Annotated in this window: 15 protein-coding genes; 7 read left to right on the top strand and 8 right to left on the bottom strand. The window is 70.5% G+C overall.

The window, feature by feature from the left end; translation table 11 throughout:
* The first annotated feature begins 73 nt into the window (after nt 1-73).
* Entirely contained in the window at nt 74-874 is an 801-nt protein-coding gene (locus AB8M85_RS00950) for an RDD family protein (protein ID WP_372696905.1), read from the top strand.
* A gap of 58 nt (nt 875-932) precedes the next feature.
* On the opposite strand, the gene ahcY is transcribed toward AB8M85_RS00950, so the two are convergent.
* Genes ahcY through AB8M85_RS00965 form a run of 3 tightly spaced genes read right to left on the bottom strand, consistent with a single transcriptional unit; the run spans nt 933 to nt 3,058 of the window.
* Nucleotides 933-2,420, bottom strand: coding sequence for an adenosylhomocysteinase (gene ahcY / locus AB8M85_RS00955; RefSeq protein ID WP_372696906.1), 1,488 nt, complete (start codon nt 2,418-2,420; stop codon nt 933-935).
* Nucleotides 2,417-2,623 (bottom strand): Trm112 family protein, encoded by a 207-nt coding sequence (locus AB8M85_RS00960; RefSeq protein WP_372696907.1) that lies wholly within the window; start codon nt 2,621-2,623, stop codon nt 2,417-2,419. Before AB8M85_RS00960 ends, ahcY begins: the two co-directional genes overlap by 4 nt.
* Before the next feature lie 18 nt (nt 2,624-2,641).
* Nucleotides 2,642-3,058: a DUF3499 domain-containing protein gene (locus AB8M85_RS00965; RefSeq protein WP_372696908.1), complete on the bottom strand. Its 417-nt coding sequence runs from the start codon at nt 3,056-3,058 to the stop codon at nt 2,642-2,644.
* A gap of 105 nt (nt 3,059-3,163) precedes the next feature.
* Here AB8M85_RS00965 and AB8M85_RS00970 point away from each other — a divergent pair, with 105 nt between their 5' ends.
* On the top strand, nt 3,164-3,688 hold the full coding sequence (locus tag AB8M85_RS00970) for a metallopeptidase family protein (protein ID WP_372696909.1): 525 nt from the start codon (nt 3,164-3,166) through the stop codon (nt 3,686-3,688).
* Between the two features lie 4 nt (nt 3,689-3,692).
* On the opposite strand, the gene AB8M85_RS00975 is transcribed toward AB8M85_RS00970, so the two are convergent.
* Genes AB8M85_RS00975 through AB8M85_RS00985 form a run of 3 tightly spaced genes read right to left on the bottom strand, consistent with a single transcriptional unit; the run spans nt 3,693 to nt 9,300 of the window.
* Nucleotides 3,693-5,291 carry a DUF5719 family protein gene (locus AB8M85_RS00975; protein ID WP_372696910.1) on the bottom strand — a complete coding sequence of 533 codons (1,599 nt, stop codon included), beginning with the start codon at nt 5,289-5,291 and terminating at the stop codon, nt 3,693-3,695.
* Nucleotides 5,288-8,860 (bottom strand): glycosyltransferase, encoded by a 3,573-nt coding sequence (locus AB8M85_RS00980; RefSeq protein WP_372696911.1) that lies wholly within the window; start codon nt 8,858-8,860, stop codon nt 5,288-5,290. Before AB8M85_RS00980 ends, AB8M85_RS00975 begins: the two co-directional genes overlap by 4 nt.
* On the bottom strand, nt 8,764-9,300 hold the full coding sequence (locus AB8M85_RS00985) for a WhiB family transcriptional regulator (RefSeq protein WP_372696912.1): 537 nt from the start codon (nt 9,298-9,300) through the stop codon (nt 8,764-8,766). The genes AB8M85_RS00980 and AB8M85_RS00985 overlap by 97 nt, the downstream gene beginning before the upstream one ends.
* A gap of 307 nt (nt 9,301-9,607) precedes the next feature.
* On the opposite strand from AB8M85_RS00985, the gene AB8M85_RS00990 reads away from it, so the two are divergent.
* The gene (locus AB8M85_RS00990; protein WP_372696913.1) at nt 9,608-10,348 is read left to right on the top strand and encodes a TIGR03089 family protein; all 741 of its coding nucleotides are present in this window, start codon (nt 9,608-9,610) and stop codon (nt 10,346-10,348) included.
* Nucleotides 10,349-10,358: 10 nt separating this feature from the next.
* Here AB8M85_RS00990 and AB8M85_RS00995 read toward each other — a convergent pair whose 3' ends face one another.
* On the bottom strand, nt 10,359-10,982 hold the full coding sequence (locus AB8M85_RS00995) for a GtrA family protein (protein ID WP_372696914.1): 624 nt from the start codon (nt 10,980-10,982) through the stop codon (nt 10,359-10,361).
* Between the two features lie 191 nt (nt 10,983-11,173).
* On the opposite strand from AB8M85_RS00995, the gene AB8M85_RS01000 reads away from it, so the two are divergent.
* The 4 genes from AB8M85_RS01000 to manA all read left to right on the top strand — a co-directional run bounded on the left by AB8M85_RS01000 (nt 11,174) and on the right by manA (nt 16,013).
* Nucleotides 11,174-12,355, top strand: a complete 1,182-nt coding sequence (locus tag AB8M85_RS01000) for a 5-(carboxyamino)imidazole ribonucleotide synthase (RefSeq protein ID WP_372696915.1) — start codon at nt 11,174-11,176, stop codon at nt 12,353-12,355.
* Nucleotides 12,356-12,358: 3 nt separating this feature from the next.
* Nucleotides 12,359-12,895, top strand: a complete 537-nt coding sequence (purE, locus tag AB8M85_RS01005; RefSeq protein ID WP_372696916.1) for a 5-(carboxyamino)imidazole ribonucleotide mutase — start codon at nt 12,359-12,361, stop codon at nt 12,893-12,895.
* A gap of 4 nt (nt 12,896-12,899) precedes the next feature.
* On the top strand, nt 12,900-14,558 hold the full coding sequence (locus tag AB8M85_RS01010; protein ID WP_372696917.1) for an LCP family protein: 1,659 nt from the start codon (nt 12,900-12,902) through the stop codon (nt 14,556-14,558).
* A 195-nt stretch (nt 14,559-14,753) separates the two neighbouring features.
* Nucleotides 14,754-16,013 carry a mannose-6-phosphate isomerase, class I gene (gene manA / locus AB8M85_RS01015; RefSeq protein ID WP_372696918.1) on the top strand — a complete coding sequence of 420 codons (1,260 nt, stop codon included), beginning with the start codon at nt 14,754-14,756 and terminating at the stop codon, nt 16,011-16,013.
* Nucleotides 16,014-16,089: 76 nt separating this feature from the next.
* Here manA and glpX read toward each other — a convergent pair whose 3' ends face one another.
* Entirely contained in the window at nt 16,090-17,118 is a 1,029-nt protein-coding gene (gene glpX / locus AB8M85_RS01020; RefSeq protein WP_372696919.1) for a class II fructose-bisphosphatase, read from the bottom strand.
* Nucleotides 17,119-17,181: the final 63 nt, after the last annotated feature.

The following is a 17,181-nucleotide window of genomic DNA, read 5'->3' on the forward strand; positions in this document are numbered from 1 at the left end:
GGAGGAGGGCCGCGTTGCGCCGGGTCAGCCCGGGAACCGGCCTCCAGCCACCCAGCCGCCTCGGAGGGATCCCGTGAGCACGATCATCACCGGCGAAGCCGTGGTGCTGCACCTGCGCCCGGCGAGCTTCGTGCTGCGCGCCGTGGGCTCCATCATCGACTACCTCGTCTACGCGATCGGCCTCATCGGCTCGCTCATCCTGCTGGACCGGCTCTCCGGGGGCCTCGATGCGTCGGCCGGCCGGGCGCTGGTCATCGCCGTGGTGGTGCTGTGGCTGGTGGCGGTGCCGGTGGCCGTGGAGACGTGGGGCCGGGGCAAGTCACTGGGCCGGTTGGCCACTGGCCTGCGGATCGTGAGGGACGACGGCGGGGCCATCCGTTTCCGCCATGCGTTCATCCGCGCGATGCTCGCCCTGCTGGAGATCCTGGCGCTGTTCGGTTCCCTGGCGCTGATCGTCTCCTTCTCCAACGAACGCGGAAAGCGCCTGGGCGACATGCTCGCCGGCACCTATTCGATGCGGGAACGCCGTGGGAAGGTGGCCCCGTTGGTGGTGCCGGTCCCGCAACAGCTGCGGCCGTGGGCCGAACTGGCCGATGTCGGGCGGATCCCCGACGCGTTGGCCGGGCGGATGGCCCGGTTCATCCGGCAGGCCCCGTCCATGGCGCCGGGCTCGCGGGAGCGCATTGCCGCGGAGCTTGCCGGGCACCTGCTGGCCCATGTCTCCCCCGCCCCGCCGCCGGGCTGCCCGCCGGAGCAGTTTCTGGTCGCAGTGGTCGCCGAACGGCGCGAGCGGGACTACCGGCGGCTGGGTGCCCTGGCCGAACGGCAGCAGTCGATCCGCGAACGCATCCACCGCCTGCCGTTCGACGCCTGACCGGGGGCCGGGGACCGGTCATCGTCCGGCCGACGACGGCCGGTCCCCCGCTGCCGGCTCAGTACCGGTAGTGGTCCGCCTTGTACGGGCCGGCGGGGTCCAGCCCGAGGTAGTCGGCCTGGCCCTGGCTCAGTTCGGTCAGCTCGATGCCCAAGGCGTCGAGGTGCAGCCGGGCGACCTTCTCGTCGAGAATCTTCGGCAGCACGTAGACCTGCTTGTCGTACACGGGGCCCGTTCCGGCGTCGTTCTGCTTCCCGTGCTGGGTGAACAGCTCGATCTGGCCGATCGTCTGGTTGGCGAACGAGTTCGACATGACGAAGCTCGGGTGGCCGGTGGCGTTGCCGAGGTTGAGCAGGCGGCCCTCGGAGAGCACGATGATCGAATGCGCGTCCGCGGTGTCGGCACCGAAGACCCACTCGTGGACCTGCGGCTTGATCTCGACCTTGCGGATGCCCGGCACGGCGGCGAGGCCGGCCATGTCGATCTCGTCGTCGAAGTGCCCGACGTTGCCCACGATGGCCTTGTCCTTCATCGCCTCCATGTGGTGGGCCATGATGATGCCCGTCCCGCCCGTGGTGGTGATGAAGAGGTCGCCCTGTCCGACGACGGACTCGAGGCGGGCGACCTGGTAGCCGTCCATGGCGGCCTGCAGGGCGCAGATCGGGTCGATCTCGGTGATGATGACGCGGGCGCCCTGGCCGCGCAGGGCCTCCGCGGCGCCCTTGCCGACGTCGCCGTAGCCGCAGACGACGGCGACCTTGCCGCCGATGAGCACGTCGGTGGCGCGGTTGATGCCGTCGGGCAGGGAGTGGCGGATGCCGTATTTGTTGTCGAACTTGGACTTGGTGACCGAGTCGTTGACGTTGATGGCCGGGAAGAGCAGCTCTCCGGCGGCGGCGAGCTGGTACAGCCGGTGCACGCCGGTGGTGGTCTCCTCGGTGACCCCGCGGATGCCGGCGGCGATGCGCACGAACTTCTGCGGGTCTTGGGCCAGGGCCTTGCGCAGGGTCTCGAGCACGATGGTGTATTCGTGGCTGTCGGCGTCGGTGGCCCCTGGCACGGCGCCGGCGGCAGCGAACTGGACACCCAGGTGCACGAGCATGGTGGCGTCGCCGCCGTCGTCCAGGATCATGTTCGGGCCCAGTTCCGGGTCCTGGTCGGCGCCGGGCCAGGTGAGGATCTGCTCGGCGGTCCACCAGTAGTCCTCGAGGGCCTCGTTCTTCCACGCGAACACGGGCACGCCGGCCGGGTCCTCGGGCGTTCCGGAACCGACCACGACGGCGGCGGCGGCCTCGTCCTGGGTGGAGAAGATGTTGCAGGAGGCCCAGCGTACCTCGGCGCCCAGGGCGGTGAGCGTCTCGATGAGCACCGCGGTCTGCACGGTCATGTGCAGCGAGCCGGCGATGCGGGCACCGGCCAGCGGCTGGGAGGCGCCGTATTCCGCACGCAGGGCCATCAGGCCCGGCATCTCGTGCTCGGCCAGCCGGATCTGGTGGCGGCCAGCCTCGTGGAGGGAGATGTCGGCGATCTTGTAGTCGAAGCTCATGCTGTGGGTGACTCCTGTGCTGTGGCGGGGGCGGCGTCGTCGGGACGCAGCATGACGGGGATGCCTTCGTGGATGGCGTAGCGCGGGGTGTTGCCGGCGGCGTCCTGGGCGGTGGCGACGAGTTCGGCGCCGTGCTGCTCCAGTGTCGAACCGGTCACGGGGCAGCGCAGGATCCCGAGCAGTTCAGATGAAATATGGGCCATGCGCCCCAGTTTATGGGCTTAGCGGGGCTCGCGCAGAATGCGCAGGGATCCGCGGCCGCCGTCGGCGTCGGCCGGCGGTTCCATGGGTGCCGGCGCGTTCCGGGCGGACGACGACGGGGCACCGCCGCCCTGCGGCTCGACGGTGGTCTCGGCGCGGTGCTGTGCGGGACGGCGGGGCTCGGAAACGGCATCGGCCAGGGCCGAGAGCTCGTCCGAGGCCAGCCGCGGCGCGTCGGGCAATTCCAGGCGCAGCACCTGCCAGCCGCGCGGCACCGTCAGGCGTTGGGCGTGCTCGTGGCACAAGTCGTAACAATGCGGTTCCGGGTAGGTGGCCAAGGGCCCCAACACGGCGGTGGAGTCGGCATAGACATAGGTCAGCGTCGCGATGGCCGACTCGCGGCAAGCGGAGCGTGAACAAAGTCGAAGTGATCCCACGAGAAAACAGCTTACCCCCCGGGGCGCCGGCAGCGTCCCAGGCGGCCGGGCATGGCGGGAACCGCTTGCGCAGCCGGAGGGCGCCGGCTCCGGTACCCTCGGAGCATGGCCGAAGGTTTCATCGTGGGGTTCGAGGGGGGCGGCGACCGACCGTTCCCCGGGAGCGGCCTCTCCCCCGCATCGCAGCGGCGCGGGTTCGGCCGGCGTCGGCGCAATCGGCATGGGCGCGGGCTGCGCGGGGACGTGTTGCCGCCCGGACTGCCGGGGTCGCGCACGCGGGCCGACCGGTTCGAGGACCTCGTCGCCGAATCCGCCGAACGACTCGAGGTCCTGTGGGGCCAGCCGATCGCCGCCATGGTCTTCTCCGTGGAGCTTCTGCCGCGTGTTGCGTCCCTGGATTTCGCCGAGGCCGCCGGCGGCCCGGTGCCGTTGGGGCGCGCCCTGGGGGCCACGCCGCGGCATCCGGCACGGGTGGTCATCTACCGCCGCCCGGTCGAGCAGCTGGCAGGACCCGACCTGCTGCTGCCGGAGATCGTCCACCTGGCCGTCGTCGAACAGGTCGCGGAACTGCTCATGCGCAGCCCCGAGGAGATCGATCCCGATTACCGTCCCTGGGACGAGGACCGGTAGGCGGTCAGTAGCGCAGGTCCACCGGCACGGTCCGTGGCCCTTGCGTGGCCGGGGGCAGGCCCAGCGAGGACACGCCCGTCTTTCCCTGGGTGGAGAGCATGCTGCCGTAGACCGCGTCGCCGCTGGCGCTGAGTGCCACTGCAACGACGTCCTTGCCCAGCGAGGCGATCGTCCGTTCGACGCTGCGTCCCGACTCAACGGTGACGGTGACTGGTTTGCCCACGGATCCCTTCGCGTTGACCGGACGCACTTCGACGCTGCCCTCCCCTTCGGGTGCGGCGAAGACCAAGCGGGATTCGGCGCCCTGCGGCACCGCCACCAGGTGCTCGCCGCCGAGGCGTTGGGCCGAGCCGGTCCACGCCGCATCGGTGCGTTCGCCGGCCTTGGTGCCGCGGGTCGTGCGCACGGAGGCCGCCACCGGTTCCTCGGCGTCGACCACGGCCGTGTAGGTGCCGCCGGGCACGCCGGTCAGCGGGACCGCCAGGGTGGCGCCGCCGGCTACGGTGTACTGCCCGTCGCTGGGCAGGGAGACCTCGCCCTTTTCGCCCACGAGCCGGACCTTGACACGCTGTTCGGCCGTCCCGGGGACGGTCAGCGACAGGGTCGGCACCGCGTCCTCGTAGCCGTCCTGCCCGGCAATGTCCTTCTGGGTCTTGGCGTCCTGGACCAGCACGCCGGGGACGACCTGCCGCTCGCCGGGGGCGGCGGAAGGTGCGATGAAATCGACGCCGCCGGGTGTGAGGCCGCGCAGGATGCTCTGCTGGATGATGGCGGTCACCGGTGCGCCCGTGGATGTGGCCTTCACCGTAAGTGATTCCTCCCCGGAGGCCAGGCCGCCCAGCACGATGGAGGTCGATTCGCCGGGGGCGATGACGATGCCGCGGGTGTTGCCGGCCTCGATGCGCCCCTGCGCGCCGAACAGTTCCAGATCCACGGTGGAGGGGGTTTCCGACGGGTTGGCCAGGGTCAGCAGTGCCATGCTGCCCACAGTGGTCGAGGCACCGGTCAGCCACTGTTGGTTGGACGGGACCTGGCAGCGGGCGGCCGCCAGTCCCGCCAGGTCCCCGTCCCCGGCGACATAGCTGCGCACGGCATCGGCCGTCGATTGCTGTCCACCGAGCGGCTGCACGCGCAGCGCGACGGGGCCTGGTTCGGAGATGCCGGAGGCAGCGGCGGCTCGTCGGCCGGTGAAGCCGCTGTCGTTGGTGGACTTCACCTCGGCGGCCTTCTCCTCGGGCAGCCTCTCGGCCAGCGTGCGCACCGAGGATCCGTCGGGCTTTTCCAGCTCGGCGCCGGGCAGCCGTTCCGCGGCGTCGCTGAGCACGGTGGCCCGCACCGCCGTCTTCGCCGAGTCGGAATCCGGGGCGAAGGCCGGGTCGGTCCCCTGCCCGGCGGCGCCCTTCACCAGGCGGGCGGTGGCCGGGCACTGGGCGATGAAGTCGCTGGCCGGGACGGTGACCTGCGGGACGGGGACGGCTTCGGGGGTCGGCAGCGGGCCGGCCAGCGATGCCGCGGTGGTGCCGGCGGCGGTGGCCACGATCAGCAGGGCGCCCAGCGACACGCTTGCGGCGCGTCCGCGGCCGCGGGTTCTGGTGCGTTTCATGCTCGGCTCTCCTCGGTGGCCGGTGCCAGGGGCTGCTCGGCAACGGCGTCGTCCTGGTCGTCCAGGGGCTCGTCATCGGTCTCGTCGATCTCGCGGACCGATTCGGCGCTGCCCGTCGTGCGGTACTCCTCGGCGCGGCGGGTGGCGAAGCGCCGTCCCGCCGGAATCGGGATGACCAGCAGCAGGGCGATGGCGAAGACCAGGATCGTCAGGATCCGCAGGGGCAGCGCGTAGGGGTTCGAGTACCTAATGTCCAGTTCCCCGGCGCCGGCGGGCAGCTCGAAGGCTTGGGCCCAGCCGTCGGTCGTCGCCTGCAGGCGCTTGCCGTCGTAACTGGCATGCCATCCCGCATCGGCCTGCGCAGCCAACACCACGGTGCGGCCCGCTGGCCCGTTGGGCACCTCGACGCCGGATACCCGGCCGCCCGCGGAGTCGATGAGCGAGATGGTCTCGCCCTGGTCATCGAGCAGGCGGACCCGTGCGGTGAAGTCGGTGGCGTTGTCCGCCCCCTTGATCCGGGTGGCCGGGTCAACGCGCCACAGCCAGCCGGCGTCGGTGTAGCCGACCGGGGCCAGGCCCGGGACGCCGTCGAGGCGTCCGGCGGCGACCGTGGCGTCCTGCGGTGCCTGCAGCACGACGAAGCTGACGCCGAACCGGGCGAGGTTTTCGCGGGGATCGATGGATTGCCCGGAGGCCAGGATCGCGACCACGCGGCGCAGCGCTGTCTCGGCCTCGCCGTCGGCCGCCGGCTGTGGTTCGACCAGGGGGCCGGTCAGGCTCGACGCGGTGGAAACGGCTGAGAGCTGGTCCAGGGTGATGCCGGAGCCGGTCATCAGCGTGGCGCTCATCCCGCCGTTCTGGCCCTCGGGGGCCAGGACCAGGGTGCGGTCCTGCAGTGGGGAGGTGCCGCGATCGGCGGCCGTGGCCGGGAGCGTGCGGGCAGGAACCGGGACGACGGACTGGCCCAGGCCAAAATCGGTGGCCTCCGCGCCCGCCTCCGCGCCCGCCTCCGGGGTCCCGGCCGTGCGGGGCACCAGCCAGAGGGTGCCCGCAACGGTGACCGAGGCAAGGACCAGGACGACGGCGGTGGCAAAGGCGGGCCTGACGACCATGCCGAGGCGCCGGGTTCCGTGGTGTCGGATGCTGCGCATCCAGTCGAGGCCGCCCACGGCGGCCAGCAGCACGCCGAGGCAGAACACCGAGACGAAGGGGCCGGTAAAGGGCGCCACGGGCTGTCCCCCGGAGGCGGCAAAGGGCACCGCCTGGACCGCGAAACCGGCGGCGAGGGCGAGCAGGCCAGCCAGCCATCCGGCCCGGCTGATGGCGCCGCGGCGTCCCCGGCGCAGCAGCCCGATCAGGGCCAGCAGCACCAGTGGCGTCCCGACGACCAGGCCGGCCACCAGTGCCCAGGGGCCGGGCAACAGGTCGGCGACCCAGCCGAAGCCGTTCGCCCCGGCTGCCGGGTCGAAGGCGACGGGGAAGCCCAGCACCTGCTGCCACAGGGCTGCGGGGGTGAAGGGCTGGACGACGCCGGGATCGGCCAGCAGCACGCGTGGGTTGGACAGTGCCGCCGGGAGTGATCCGAGGGCCAGGACCAGTGCCGGCAGCGGGGTCCACCACAGGGTCCGGGCGCGTCGGCCCACGGACAGGGCGAAGACGGTGACCAGCAGCACGGCCAGCGGCAGCAACGCCGGGGACGCCGCGGTGACGGCGGCCAGCGCCAGGGCCGCCCCGGAGGCCGCGGTCCAGGACGGCACACCGTGCAGGCCCGCCTTCGACGGCGGCTGCTCCGGGGAGGGCACGGCGTGCTGCTCGGCACGGGGGCGTCCTGCTCCGACGGCGCGGATCATGCCCAGCCCAACCAGCGGCAGGAGAACGTGCACCGCGATCGCGCCGGGCCGGCCGGAGCCAAGGGCGGCCTGCAGGGCCGGGGCCACGGCCCACGCGAGGGCGCCCAGCATGCGGGCGGCGCGGCTGGCGGTGACGCACCCCAGCGCCAGCCAGGCGAAGAGCGCTGCCAGGGGCATGGCCGCCAGGTAGAGCAGGACCATCGCGGCGTTGGGTGTGCCGAACCCCGGCAACGCCAGCACCCAGAGCACCAGGTCGAAGGGGTCCCCGTGTCCGGGCATCCCGGTGCCGAGGTCCTGCCACCATCCGGTGGCATGGGCCCAGATGCCGGAGAGGGTCGTGGATACCGGCAGCATCGACCCTCCGGCCAGCGCCTGGGCGCCGAAAACGGTCCGCAGTCCCAACAGGGCCAGGATGGCCGCCGCGGCGACCGCGATCACGGCGCTGACGGAGGCACTAGTGCGGGTGGGCGCGGCGATGGCGGCGAAGTCGTCGGAATTATCCCCCGAGGGGTTGGAGGCCTCGGAGGAGCTGCCGGACCCGTCGCCGTGCACGTTCTCGGTGCCGGCGGCCTGCAGGAGGTTGCGACGATGCGCCCAGACCTCCCGCCGGGGAACCATGAGCGGACGGACCAGCGACCGGGGGACCTTGCGGGTGCGCCGCGCTCCCCGGCGGGAAGCCCGCAGTGCCATCGGCGAGAACACGGCGCCCAGCGTGCTGCTCAGCTGCCCGAATCCGAAGGCCGGGTCCTTGGCCAGCAACGCGATGACGAGCCGGACCAGGGAGCCCACGATCGCGCCGAGGGCGACGAACGGAACCTTCCAGACGGCGGCGTGCTTGAGACGGAGGTAGACCTCGGCCCGGCGGCTGGCCAGGGGGCCGGCGACGGAGCGGACCGTGTCCGGTGCGTGGTACATCTTGGCGTCCGGCACCACGACCACCCGGTGTCCGGCCAGGCGGTTGCGCCAGCACAGGTCCAGGTCATCGCCCAGACCCGGCAACGCGGGATCGAACCCCCCAAGCTCTTCCCAAATGTCGCGGCGGACCAGCAGGCCCGCCGAGTTGACGGCGAAGCGGTCCGACCGCGCGTCGTGCTGTCCCTGGTCGAGTTCGTCGACATCGATCATTGCCAGGCGCTCGCCCCAGCGGCTGACGCCCAGTCCGACGTCGAGCAGGCGCCGCGGGCTGTCCCGGTCGAGCTGCTTGCAACCGGCAATCGTGACGGCAGGTGCCGTCTCGACGGCTTCGAGTAGCACCTCGAGCGCGTGGGCGTCGGGGGCGGAGTCGTCGTGGATGAGCCAGATCCAGTCCTGGATCCCGGCGTCGGCGGACGGCAGGTTTTGCGTGGTGGTGTGCTCCCCCGCACGACGCGGCAGGGCGTCTTCCCCGGTCAGGCCGGCGCGCACGGAGGCCCCGAATCCGCGCGGGCGGGCCTTGACGAGCGGGCTACCCGGGGGCAGGCCCTCGGTGAGGAGTTGGGCAGAGGAATCCTGGGAACCTGCGTCGACGGCGATGAAGTGGTCCACCGGCCGGGTCTGGTGGGTCAGCGCCTCAAGGGTCGCCGGAAGGAAGCGTTCCCCGTCGTGCGCAACGACAACCGCCGTGACGCGTACTTGCGAATGAATCAGACCGCTCGCTTCCTCAGCCGGCGGCGCTCGCGCTCGGAAAGCCCGCCCCAGATTCCGAAGCGTTCGTCGTTGGACAGGGCATACTCCAGGCATTCGGACCGGACGTTGCACGCGCCGCAGACCTTCTTGGCGTCGCGGGTGGATCCGCCCTTTTCCGGGAAGAAGGCCTCGGGGTCCGTTTGCGCGCAGAGCGCCTCGGTCTGCCAGCCGAGCTCGCCTTCGTCTTCCGCACCGGGGAATCCGGGCAGGCCGAGCCACAGCTGCTGCTGGGGGTCGACCTCGGCCGGGGCCTGCCGCTCGACGGGCAGCTCGCGGACCGGGGCCAGCAGGGAAGCAGGGGTCTCGATGTCGGAGGCGTGGGCGGCCAGGAAGGCCGTGGCCTGGTCCTCGAGCCCGGCGGCGGAGCGGTAGTTCTCGGCGGCTGCATCGTCGGCAGGGTCAAGGAACCAGTCCGAGGGGACGCCGCGGGAGCCGTACCTCTTGGACGCCTGTTCAGCCTGGCTGGGATCGTGAATGCGCTCGGCGTTCCCCATGATGTGAGCCCTTCCGCTGGTTGACTGTCTCTGGCGATGCGGCCGCACATCGGACCGGGTCGGCGTACCGTCCGCGGTCCATCACCTGGATGTGTGGGGCCCGGGCTTTGTCCGTGGTCTGGAAAAAGCCGCTTCGCCATCTAATTACAATGGTGTAACTCGGCCGCGTCAAGTGGAGCGGGTGATTCTATAGATGGGCCGCCGCCGTTTCCCGACACAACACGCCCGGAAATCGCGGATCCGGATGGGCGTGTCAGACACTTCCCCGGATTATCAGGGTTTTCACAGTTTCGAGAGGATTGAGCCGATGAGCACCGAGACCAATTCGTTAGATTTTACGAACCGCCTGCTGTCGCGTCATCGCGACTCCGCCTCGCCGTTGCTGACATGGTACGGCCAACCGGGCGAACGTGTTGAACTCAGCGGGCACGTCTTCGACAACTGGGTGGCCAAATCGGCCAATCTCCTGGCCGAGGAGTTTGATACCGGCCCGGGCAGCTGCGTGCTGATCGACCTGCCGGCCCATTGGAAGTCGCTGGCCATCGGCTTCGCCGTGCTCTCCACAGGGGCCGAGATCCGCGTGGTCCCCGCCCAGGACGGCGGGGCCCCCGCCCCCGGGGACGCTGCACCGGACCTGGTGGTCACCGGGGAACCGGTGGCCGCCGCCGGGGCCTTCCCCCAGGCCGAGATCCTCGCTGTGGCGTTGGGCTCGCTGGCCCTCTCGTTTCCCGGGGAATTGCCCGCCGGGGCGCTGGACTATGTCGGCGAAGTCCGTGGCTTCGGCGACTACTACCTGGCCGATCCGGTCCCGGCCACAGGGGTGGCGCTGGGACATCCGGACGGGTCGGGGGAACTCAGCTACGCCGAATTATTCGGGCTGGAGGCCGGCGAGGGGACTGCGCTGCTCGGCCCGGGCTCCGCATTCGCCGCCGCGCTGCGGGCCGCGGTGTCCCAATGGCGCGGGGCGTCGCCGCTGGTCCTGCTCGGAGCCGAGGCGCCGGTGACCCAGCGCATCCTCGATGACGAGCGGGTGGCCCACCGGCTGTAGGGCCGGTGCGTCAGGGCCTGCGTCCGGTGCCGGGGTCCGCGTCGTCCCCTGGTTCCGGGGACTGGTGTCGGGGTCCATCGGGGACGCCCTCGGCCTCACCTGCCGTGGCCTCGCCGGCGACGGCGGGCACGGCTGCGGTTTCCGGGTGGCCGATCAGTTCATGGTCGTGGTCGAATCCGGGCTCTGCGTCCAGCTCCTCGGTGAACACCCAGAAACGGTAGGCGAAGAAGCGGAAGATCGTGCCCAGGACCAGGCCCACGACCGAGCCGGCGATGAACAGACTCGTCGGGTCGGTCAAGCCGATCCAGTATTTCGTGACCCAGACACAGGCGGCGGCAATGAACAGGCCGATGCCGTTCATGATGATGAACAAGACGAGTTCGCGCACCACCGAGGCCCGACGACGGTGGCGGAAGGTCCAGTAGCGGTTGGCGACCCAGGAGAACATGGTGGCAACCATGCCGGCCACGATCTTGGCCTTGACCTCGGAACCATGCATCGGCCCGTTCATCATCCAGACGAAGATGGTCGTGTCGATGACGAACGCCACACCGCCCACGACACCGAACTTCATGACCTCTCGCCACAGCATGGTGAATAGGCCGCGGCACTTGTGCGCCAACTCCTTGAGCATGTTCCTCCACAGACAGTTTTCGGGGCGGCCAACCGCCCGCCGGAACGGGGAACCCGCGGGCGCCGACCCAGTGCGCGCACGGCGCAGCCAACCCCTCATTCTATCTGCAGTGACATGGAGTTTCCTGACAAACGGTGGCTTTCCGCCCCGTCGCTCACGGTTCGCCGGTCCGCGTTCGGTAGTCTGGGGGGGTGAATTTTCCTGTGATTGGCGTGGTCGGTGGCGGCCAGCTTGCCCGAATGATGGCCCCCGAAGCAACGAATCTCGGCTTCGCGCTGCGCGTGCTCGCCGAGGCCCCCGATGTCTCCGCCGTCGCTGCGGTCGCCGAGGCCCCCGTCGGCGATTACCACGATCTGGCGACCCTGCGCCGCTTCGCCGTGGGTGTGGACGTGCTGACCTTCGACCACGAACACGTGCCGAATGAACACCTGCAGACTCTGATCAACGAGGGCGTCAACGTCCAGCCCCGCCCGGAAGCCCTGATCCACGCGCAGGACAAATTGGTCATGCGCGCGGCCATCGAGCGCCTCGGCCTGCCGAACCCGGCCTGGGCCAGCGTTGCCTCGGTGGACGAGCTCGTGGCCTTCGGCGATTCCACCGGCTGGCCCGTGGTGCTCAAGACCCCGCGCGGCGGCTACGACGGCAAGGGCGTGCGCATGCTCGACGACGCCGACGCGGCCCGTGCCTGCAGCGATTGGTTCAGCGCAGGCGGGCCCCTGCTCGCGGAGGAGAAGGTCGGCTTCAGCCGCGAGCTCTCGGCGCTGGTTGCGCGGACGCCCTCGGGCCAGGCGCGCGGCTGGCCCGTGGTCCACACCATCCAGGTCGACGGGGTCTGCGACGAGGTCATCGCCCCGGCGGCGGATCTCGACCCCACGGTCGCGCAGGCCGCCGGCGACGCGGCCCTGCGGATTGCCGAGCAATTCGGCGTCACCGGGGTCATGGCCGCCGAGCTGTTCGAGACCCCAGGGCGCGGCCCCGGGTTCGTCATCAACGAACTCGCCATGCGCCCCCACAACACGGGGCACTGGACCATGAACGGGGCGGTGACCAGCCAGTTCGAACAGCACCTGCGCGCCGTGCTCGACCTTCCCCTGGGCGAGACGGCTCCACTGGGCGGGACCACCGTGATGAAGAACTTCCTTGGCGGGGCCAACGCGGACCTCTTCGCCGCGTTCCCCTCCGCGTTGGCTGCCCAGCCGCGTGCCAAGGTCCACGCCTACGGCAAGTCCGTCCGCCCCGGACGCAAGATCGGCCACGTGAACGTGGTCGGCGTCCCCGGCGAGCCTGTCGAGGGCCTTCGCCGAGCCGCCACCGAGGCCGCCTCGATCATTCGCGACGGCGCCCCGTCGCCCACCCCGGCCAAAGGAGCCTGACCGATGAGCACCCCGCAACCGCTGGTCGGCGTCGTCATGGGATCCGATTCCGATTGGCCGGTGATGCGCCTGGCAGCCGAGGCACTGGCGGAATTCGGCATCCCCTTCGAGGCCGATGTGGTCTCCGCGCACCGCATGCCCGAGGACATGATCGAGTACGGCAAAACCGCCCACGACCGCGGCCTGCGCGCCATCATCGCCGGCGCGGGCGGGGCTGCGCACCTGCCTGGCATGCTCGCAGCGGTCACGCCGCTGCCCGTGATCGGGGTGCCGGTCCCGCTCAAGACGCTCGACGGCATGGACTCCCTGTTGTCGATCGTGCAGATGCCGGCCGGGGTCCCGGTCGCAACGGTCTCGATCGGCGGTGCACGCAACGCCGGGCTGTTGGCGGTGCGCACGCTCGCCAGCGGAACGGATGACTTGGCTGCGGACCTGCGGTCCCGGCTTCTGGACTTCGCGGGAGCGCTGCGCCAGCAGGCCTCGGACAAGGGTGCGAACCTGCGTCGGCGTGTAGCCGACGAGCTGGGCCACGGGTCCTGATCCCATGGCAGGTCAGCAGCTGACGAACCCCAGCATGCACAACCCGGTCCGGGAACCGGAAGGCGCCTCGCCCCGGATCCGGACCAAACGCGCCTTCTTCCTGCTGGCGCTGACGGTGTTCATCCCCGGGGGTGCACAGGTCGTCGCGGGGAACAGGACACTCGGGCGGCGGGTCCTGGCAGTCACCCTGGCCTGCTGGGCGGTGATCCTCGGGGCCCTGGTGGTCGCCCTGGTCAACCGCGGCGTGCTCATCGAGCTGCTGGCCAAACCCCAGGTGCAGCTGGTCCTGGCCATCGTGCTGGCCCTGTTGGCCATCGGGTGGGTCCTGATGTTCATCAATACACTGCTGATCATCCGCCCGGCACTGTTGACGCCGGGGATCCGCGGCCTGGTCGCCGCCTGCGCGGTGATCCTGATGGCCATCACCGGCGGCGCGCTGGGATACGGCTCGTACGTGATGAACACCGGGCGCGACACCATCCAAAACGTCTTCGCCTCGGGTCCATCGATGGATCCGGTGGACGGTCGCTACAACATCCTGCTGATGGGCGGGGACGCCGGCGCGGACCGCATCGGCCTGCGTCCGGACTCGATGGCGCTGGTGAGCATCGATGCCAAGTCCGGGCGCACCGCCATGATCTCGATTCCCCGCAACCTGCAGAACGCCCCGTTCCCCGCCGATTCGCCGTTGCGCAAGATCTACCCCGACGGCTACAACTGCGGCGACGAGTGCATCATCAACTCGCTCTACCCCGTCGTCGCCCAGCAGCACGCCGACCTGTACCCGGACTCGGACAACCCCGGGGCCGAGGCGATGATGGACGCCGTTACCGGCATTACCGGCGTGCAGGTCCAGGCCTACGTCGTGGTCGACATGGCCGGGTTCTCCTCGTTCATCGACGCCATGGGCGGGGTGACTGTCAAGTCCGGCGGCTGGGTGCCCTACAACGCCAAGAAGTGGCCGGGGACGAACATCCCCACCCATTGGTTTGCCCCCGGCACGCACGAGTTCACCGGCAAGCAGGCCCTGTGGTTCGCCCGCTCCCGCGACTTCACCACCGACTACCACCGCATCCGCCGCCAGCAATGCCTCCAGCAGGCGATGCTCAACCAGTTCCAGCCGGCGACGGTGTTGTCCCGGTTCTCCGAGATCATGGCCGCCGGACAGAACCTGGTCGAGACCGACATCCCGCAAAGCCAGCTGGGCAGTTTCATCAACCTGGCCGACAAGGCGCGCAAGAACCCCTTCAAGCGCCTCACCCTCGGCGCCCCGGACTTCAGCAGCAAGTTCTCGACCTATCCCGACTTCGGGCTGATCCACACGCGGGTCGATGCCCTGCTGCAGGAGGCCACGAAGGAGGGGGCCCAGGCGGCCGCCGCATCCAAGAAGGCCGCAGCCGCCTCAAAGGCCGCGTCGAAGTCCGCCGAGTCCGCGACCGGATCCGCCACCGCCGATACCTCCTCCGGCTCCGGCTCCTCCGGGCAGGACACCGGGTCGGAAAGCGACACGGACGACTCGGTGTCCGGGCCGTCGTCTGGACCGACCACGCAGCCCGATGGCTCCCCCATCACCGAGCAGTACCTCGTGCAGCTGGAAATTAACGGCCAGCGGTCGCTCATTTCCGAAATCGCCGCCAACAACGACGAGTGCAGCGCCCCGTAGCCGGGCTAGTTTCCCCGGCGGAAGCCCCGCGTTCACCTGCGTGGCAACCGCCCCTGCCAGCATCGGGGTGCCGGTCCCCGGGCCACGCCCGGGGCGCCGGCGCACCGTCGTCGTGCCGAGGGTACTGCGACCAGCTGCCACCCTGGCCTAGATTGGTGGAAGCGCACCATCCCGTCCCAGTCTGCAAGGAGCCGCATGTACCGCCTGAGCAACACCGTCCGGGACTACCCGTGGGGATCGAGAACGGCGATTTCCGAGCTGCTGGGCATCGAACCCACCGGCCAACCCGCGGCTGAAATGTGGATCGGCGCCCATCCGGACTCCCCGTCGCTGGCCACCCTGCCCGGGCACGACGGCACGCGGCGGCTCGATGACCTCGTGGCCGCCGAACCGCTCCGTCTCCTCGGGGAGGACGCCGCGGGGCGCTACGGCCGGCTGCCTTTCCTGGCCAAGGTCCTCGCCGCCGCCGAACCGCTGTCCTTGCAGGTCCATCCGACACTGGAACAGGCCCGGGCGGGCTTCGCCGCCGAGGAGGCCGCGGGGATCGACCGCGGCGCGGCACACCGCAACTACAAGGACGAGAACCACAAGCCGGAGATCATCTTCCCGCTCACCGAGTTCTCCGCCCTCTGCGGGTTCCGCGATGCCGCCGCCTCGGCGTCGCTCTTCGACTGGCTGGCGCGGACCATCGAGTCCGACCCGCAGCTGCCCGACGAGGGCGGCCGCGCCGTCGGCGTGGCACGCCGGACCGCCGCCACGCTGGAACAAGGCGACCTGCGCGGGGCGTTCACCGACCTGCTCTCCGGGGGAACCGACGTCGTCCAGCTCGTCGACCTGGCCGCCACGGCGGTGGCCTGTGGCCGGCACGAGGTCCAGGACCCCGGCCTGGCCGAACTCGAGTCGCTGGCTGGCTTCCATCCGGGGGATCCCGGCGTGCTGGTCTCGTTGATGCTCAACCACCTGACCCTGCGCCCGGGGCAGGCGGTCTACCTCCCCGCCGGGAACATCCACGCCTACCTGCGCGGACTCGGCGTGGAGGTGATGGCCAGCTCGGACAACGTCCTGCGGGGCGGGCTGACCGGCAAGCACATGGACCTGCCCGAGCTGATGGACATCGTCGATTTCACCAGCTGGGCGGTTCCCTACCTCGACGCCGAGGGAAGCGACCTGGGCCAGGAGCTCTACCGTCCGCCGTTCGAGGAGTTCCAGCTGCAGCGCATTGCCCTGCCCGGCGAGGCAGCAATGGCCGGAGACGACGTGGCGGTCGCACAGAACGGGCCGGTGACGCTGATCTGCGTGGCCGGCGAGCTGGTGCTGGACTCCCCGCAGGGCGATCTGTGCCTCGCACGCGGCGACTCGGTCTTCATCCCCGCCAACGAGGCCCCGGTGGTGGCCAAACGCCACGGGGACGGACCCGCCCTGGCATTCGCGGTCACCACGGGCGAGCCCCGGTAGCACGAAAGCGGCGCTTCCCGTGCAGGGGAAGCGCCGCCGTCGTACTGGCCGTGCCGAGGGTCCTCCACGCGGTGGATCAGCGGGTGTAGGGGGCCCACTTGCGGGACTGGTGCTCGCCTTCGACCGTGCGGATGGTGCCCGACTTGGAGCGCATCACGATGGAGTGGGTGAAGATCTTGTCGTTCTTGTAGCGCACCCCGGTGAGCAGGTCGCCGTCGGTGATGGCCGTCATCGCGAAGTAGCAGTTGTCGCTGGTGACCAGGTCGGTGGTGGTCAACACCCGGTCCAGGTCGTGGCCGGCGTCGAGGGCCTTCTGCTTCTCGTCATCGTCCGTGGGCCACAACCGGCCCTGGATGACCCCGCCCAGCGAGCGGATGGCGCAGGCGGTGACGATGCCCTCGGGGGTGCCGCCGATGCCCATGAGCGCGTCCACGCCGGAGCCCTCGCGGGTCGCGGCGATGGCCCCTGCGACGTCGCCGTCCATGATGAACTTGGTGCGTGCCCCGGCCTCGCGGATCTCCTGGACCAGCGGCTTGTGCCGGTCGCGGTCCAGCACGCAGACGGTGACCTGGTTGATCGGCTTGTTCTTGGCCTTGGCGATCAGGTAGAGGTTCTGCTTGACCGGCAGGCGCAGGTCCACCAGCTCGGCGGCCTCGGGGCCGGTGACCAGCTTCTCCATGTAGAACACCGCGGAGGGGTCGAACATGGACCCGCGTTCGGCCATGGCCAGCACGGCGACCGCGTTGTTGATGCCCAGCGCGGTCAGGCGGGTGCCGTCGATCGGGTCCACGGCGACGTCGACCTCGGGGCCGGTGCCGTCGCCGACCTGTTCGCCGTTGAACAGCATCGGCGCCTCGTCCTTCTCGCCCTCGCCGATGACGACGGTGCCGTTGACGGACACGGTGGACAGCAGCGAGCGCATCGCGTCGACGGCGGCTCCGTCGGCGGAGTTCTTGTCGCCGAACCCGACCCAGGGGCTGGCGGCGATGGCCGCCGCTTCCGTCACGCGCACGAGTTCCAGCGCCAGGTTGCGGTCCGGTTCGGCGTCGCCGACGGACAGTCGTGGGGACAGGTGGGCAAAGTTCGTGGCTTCTGTCACGGTCATCCTCGTCGTCGAGTGGGTGTGGGTGCCCGGGGGCAACACCTCCACCTTATCGGGTGGACCGGC

It is taken from the genome of Arthrobacter sp. JSM 101049, assembly GCF_041679245.1.
GTDB lineage: Bacteria > Actinomycetota > Actinomycetes > Actinomycetales > Micrococcaceae > Arthrobacter_H.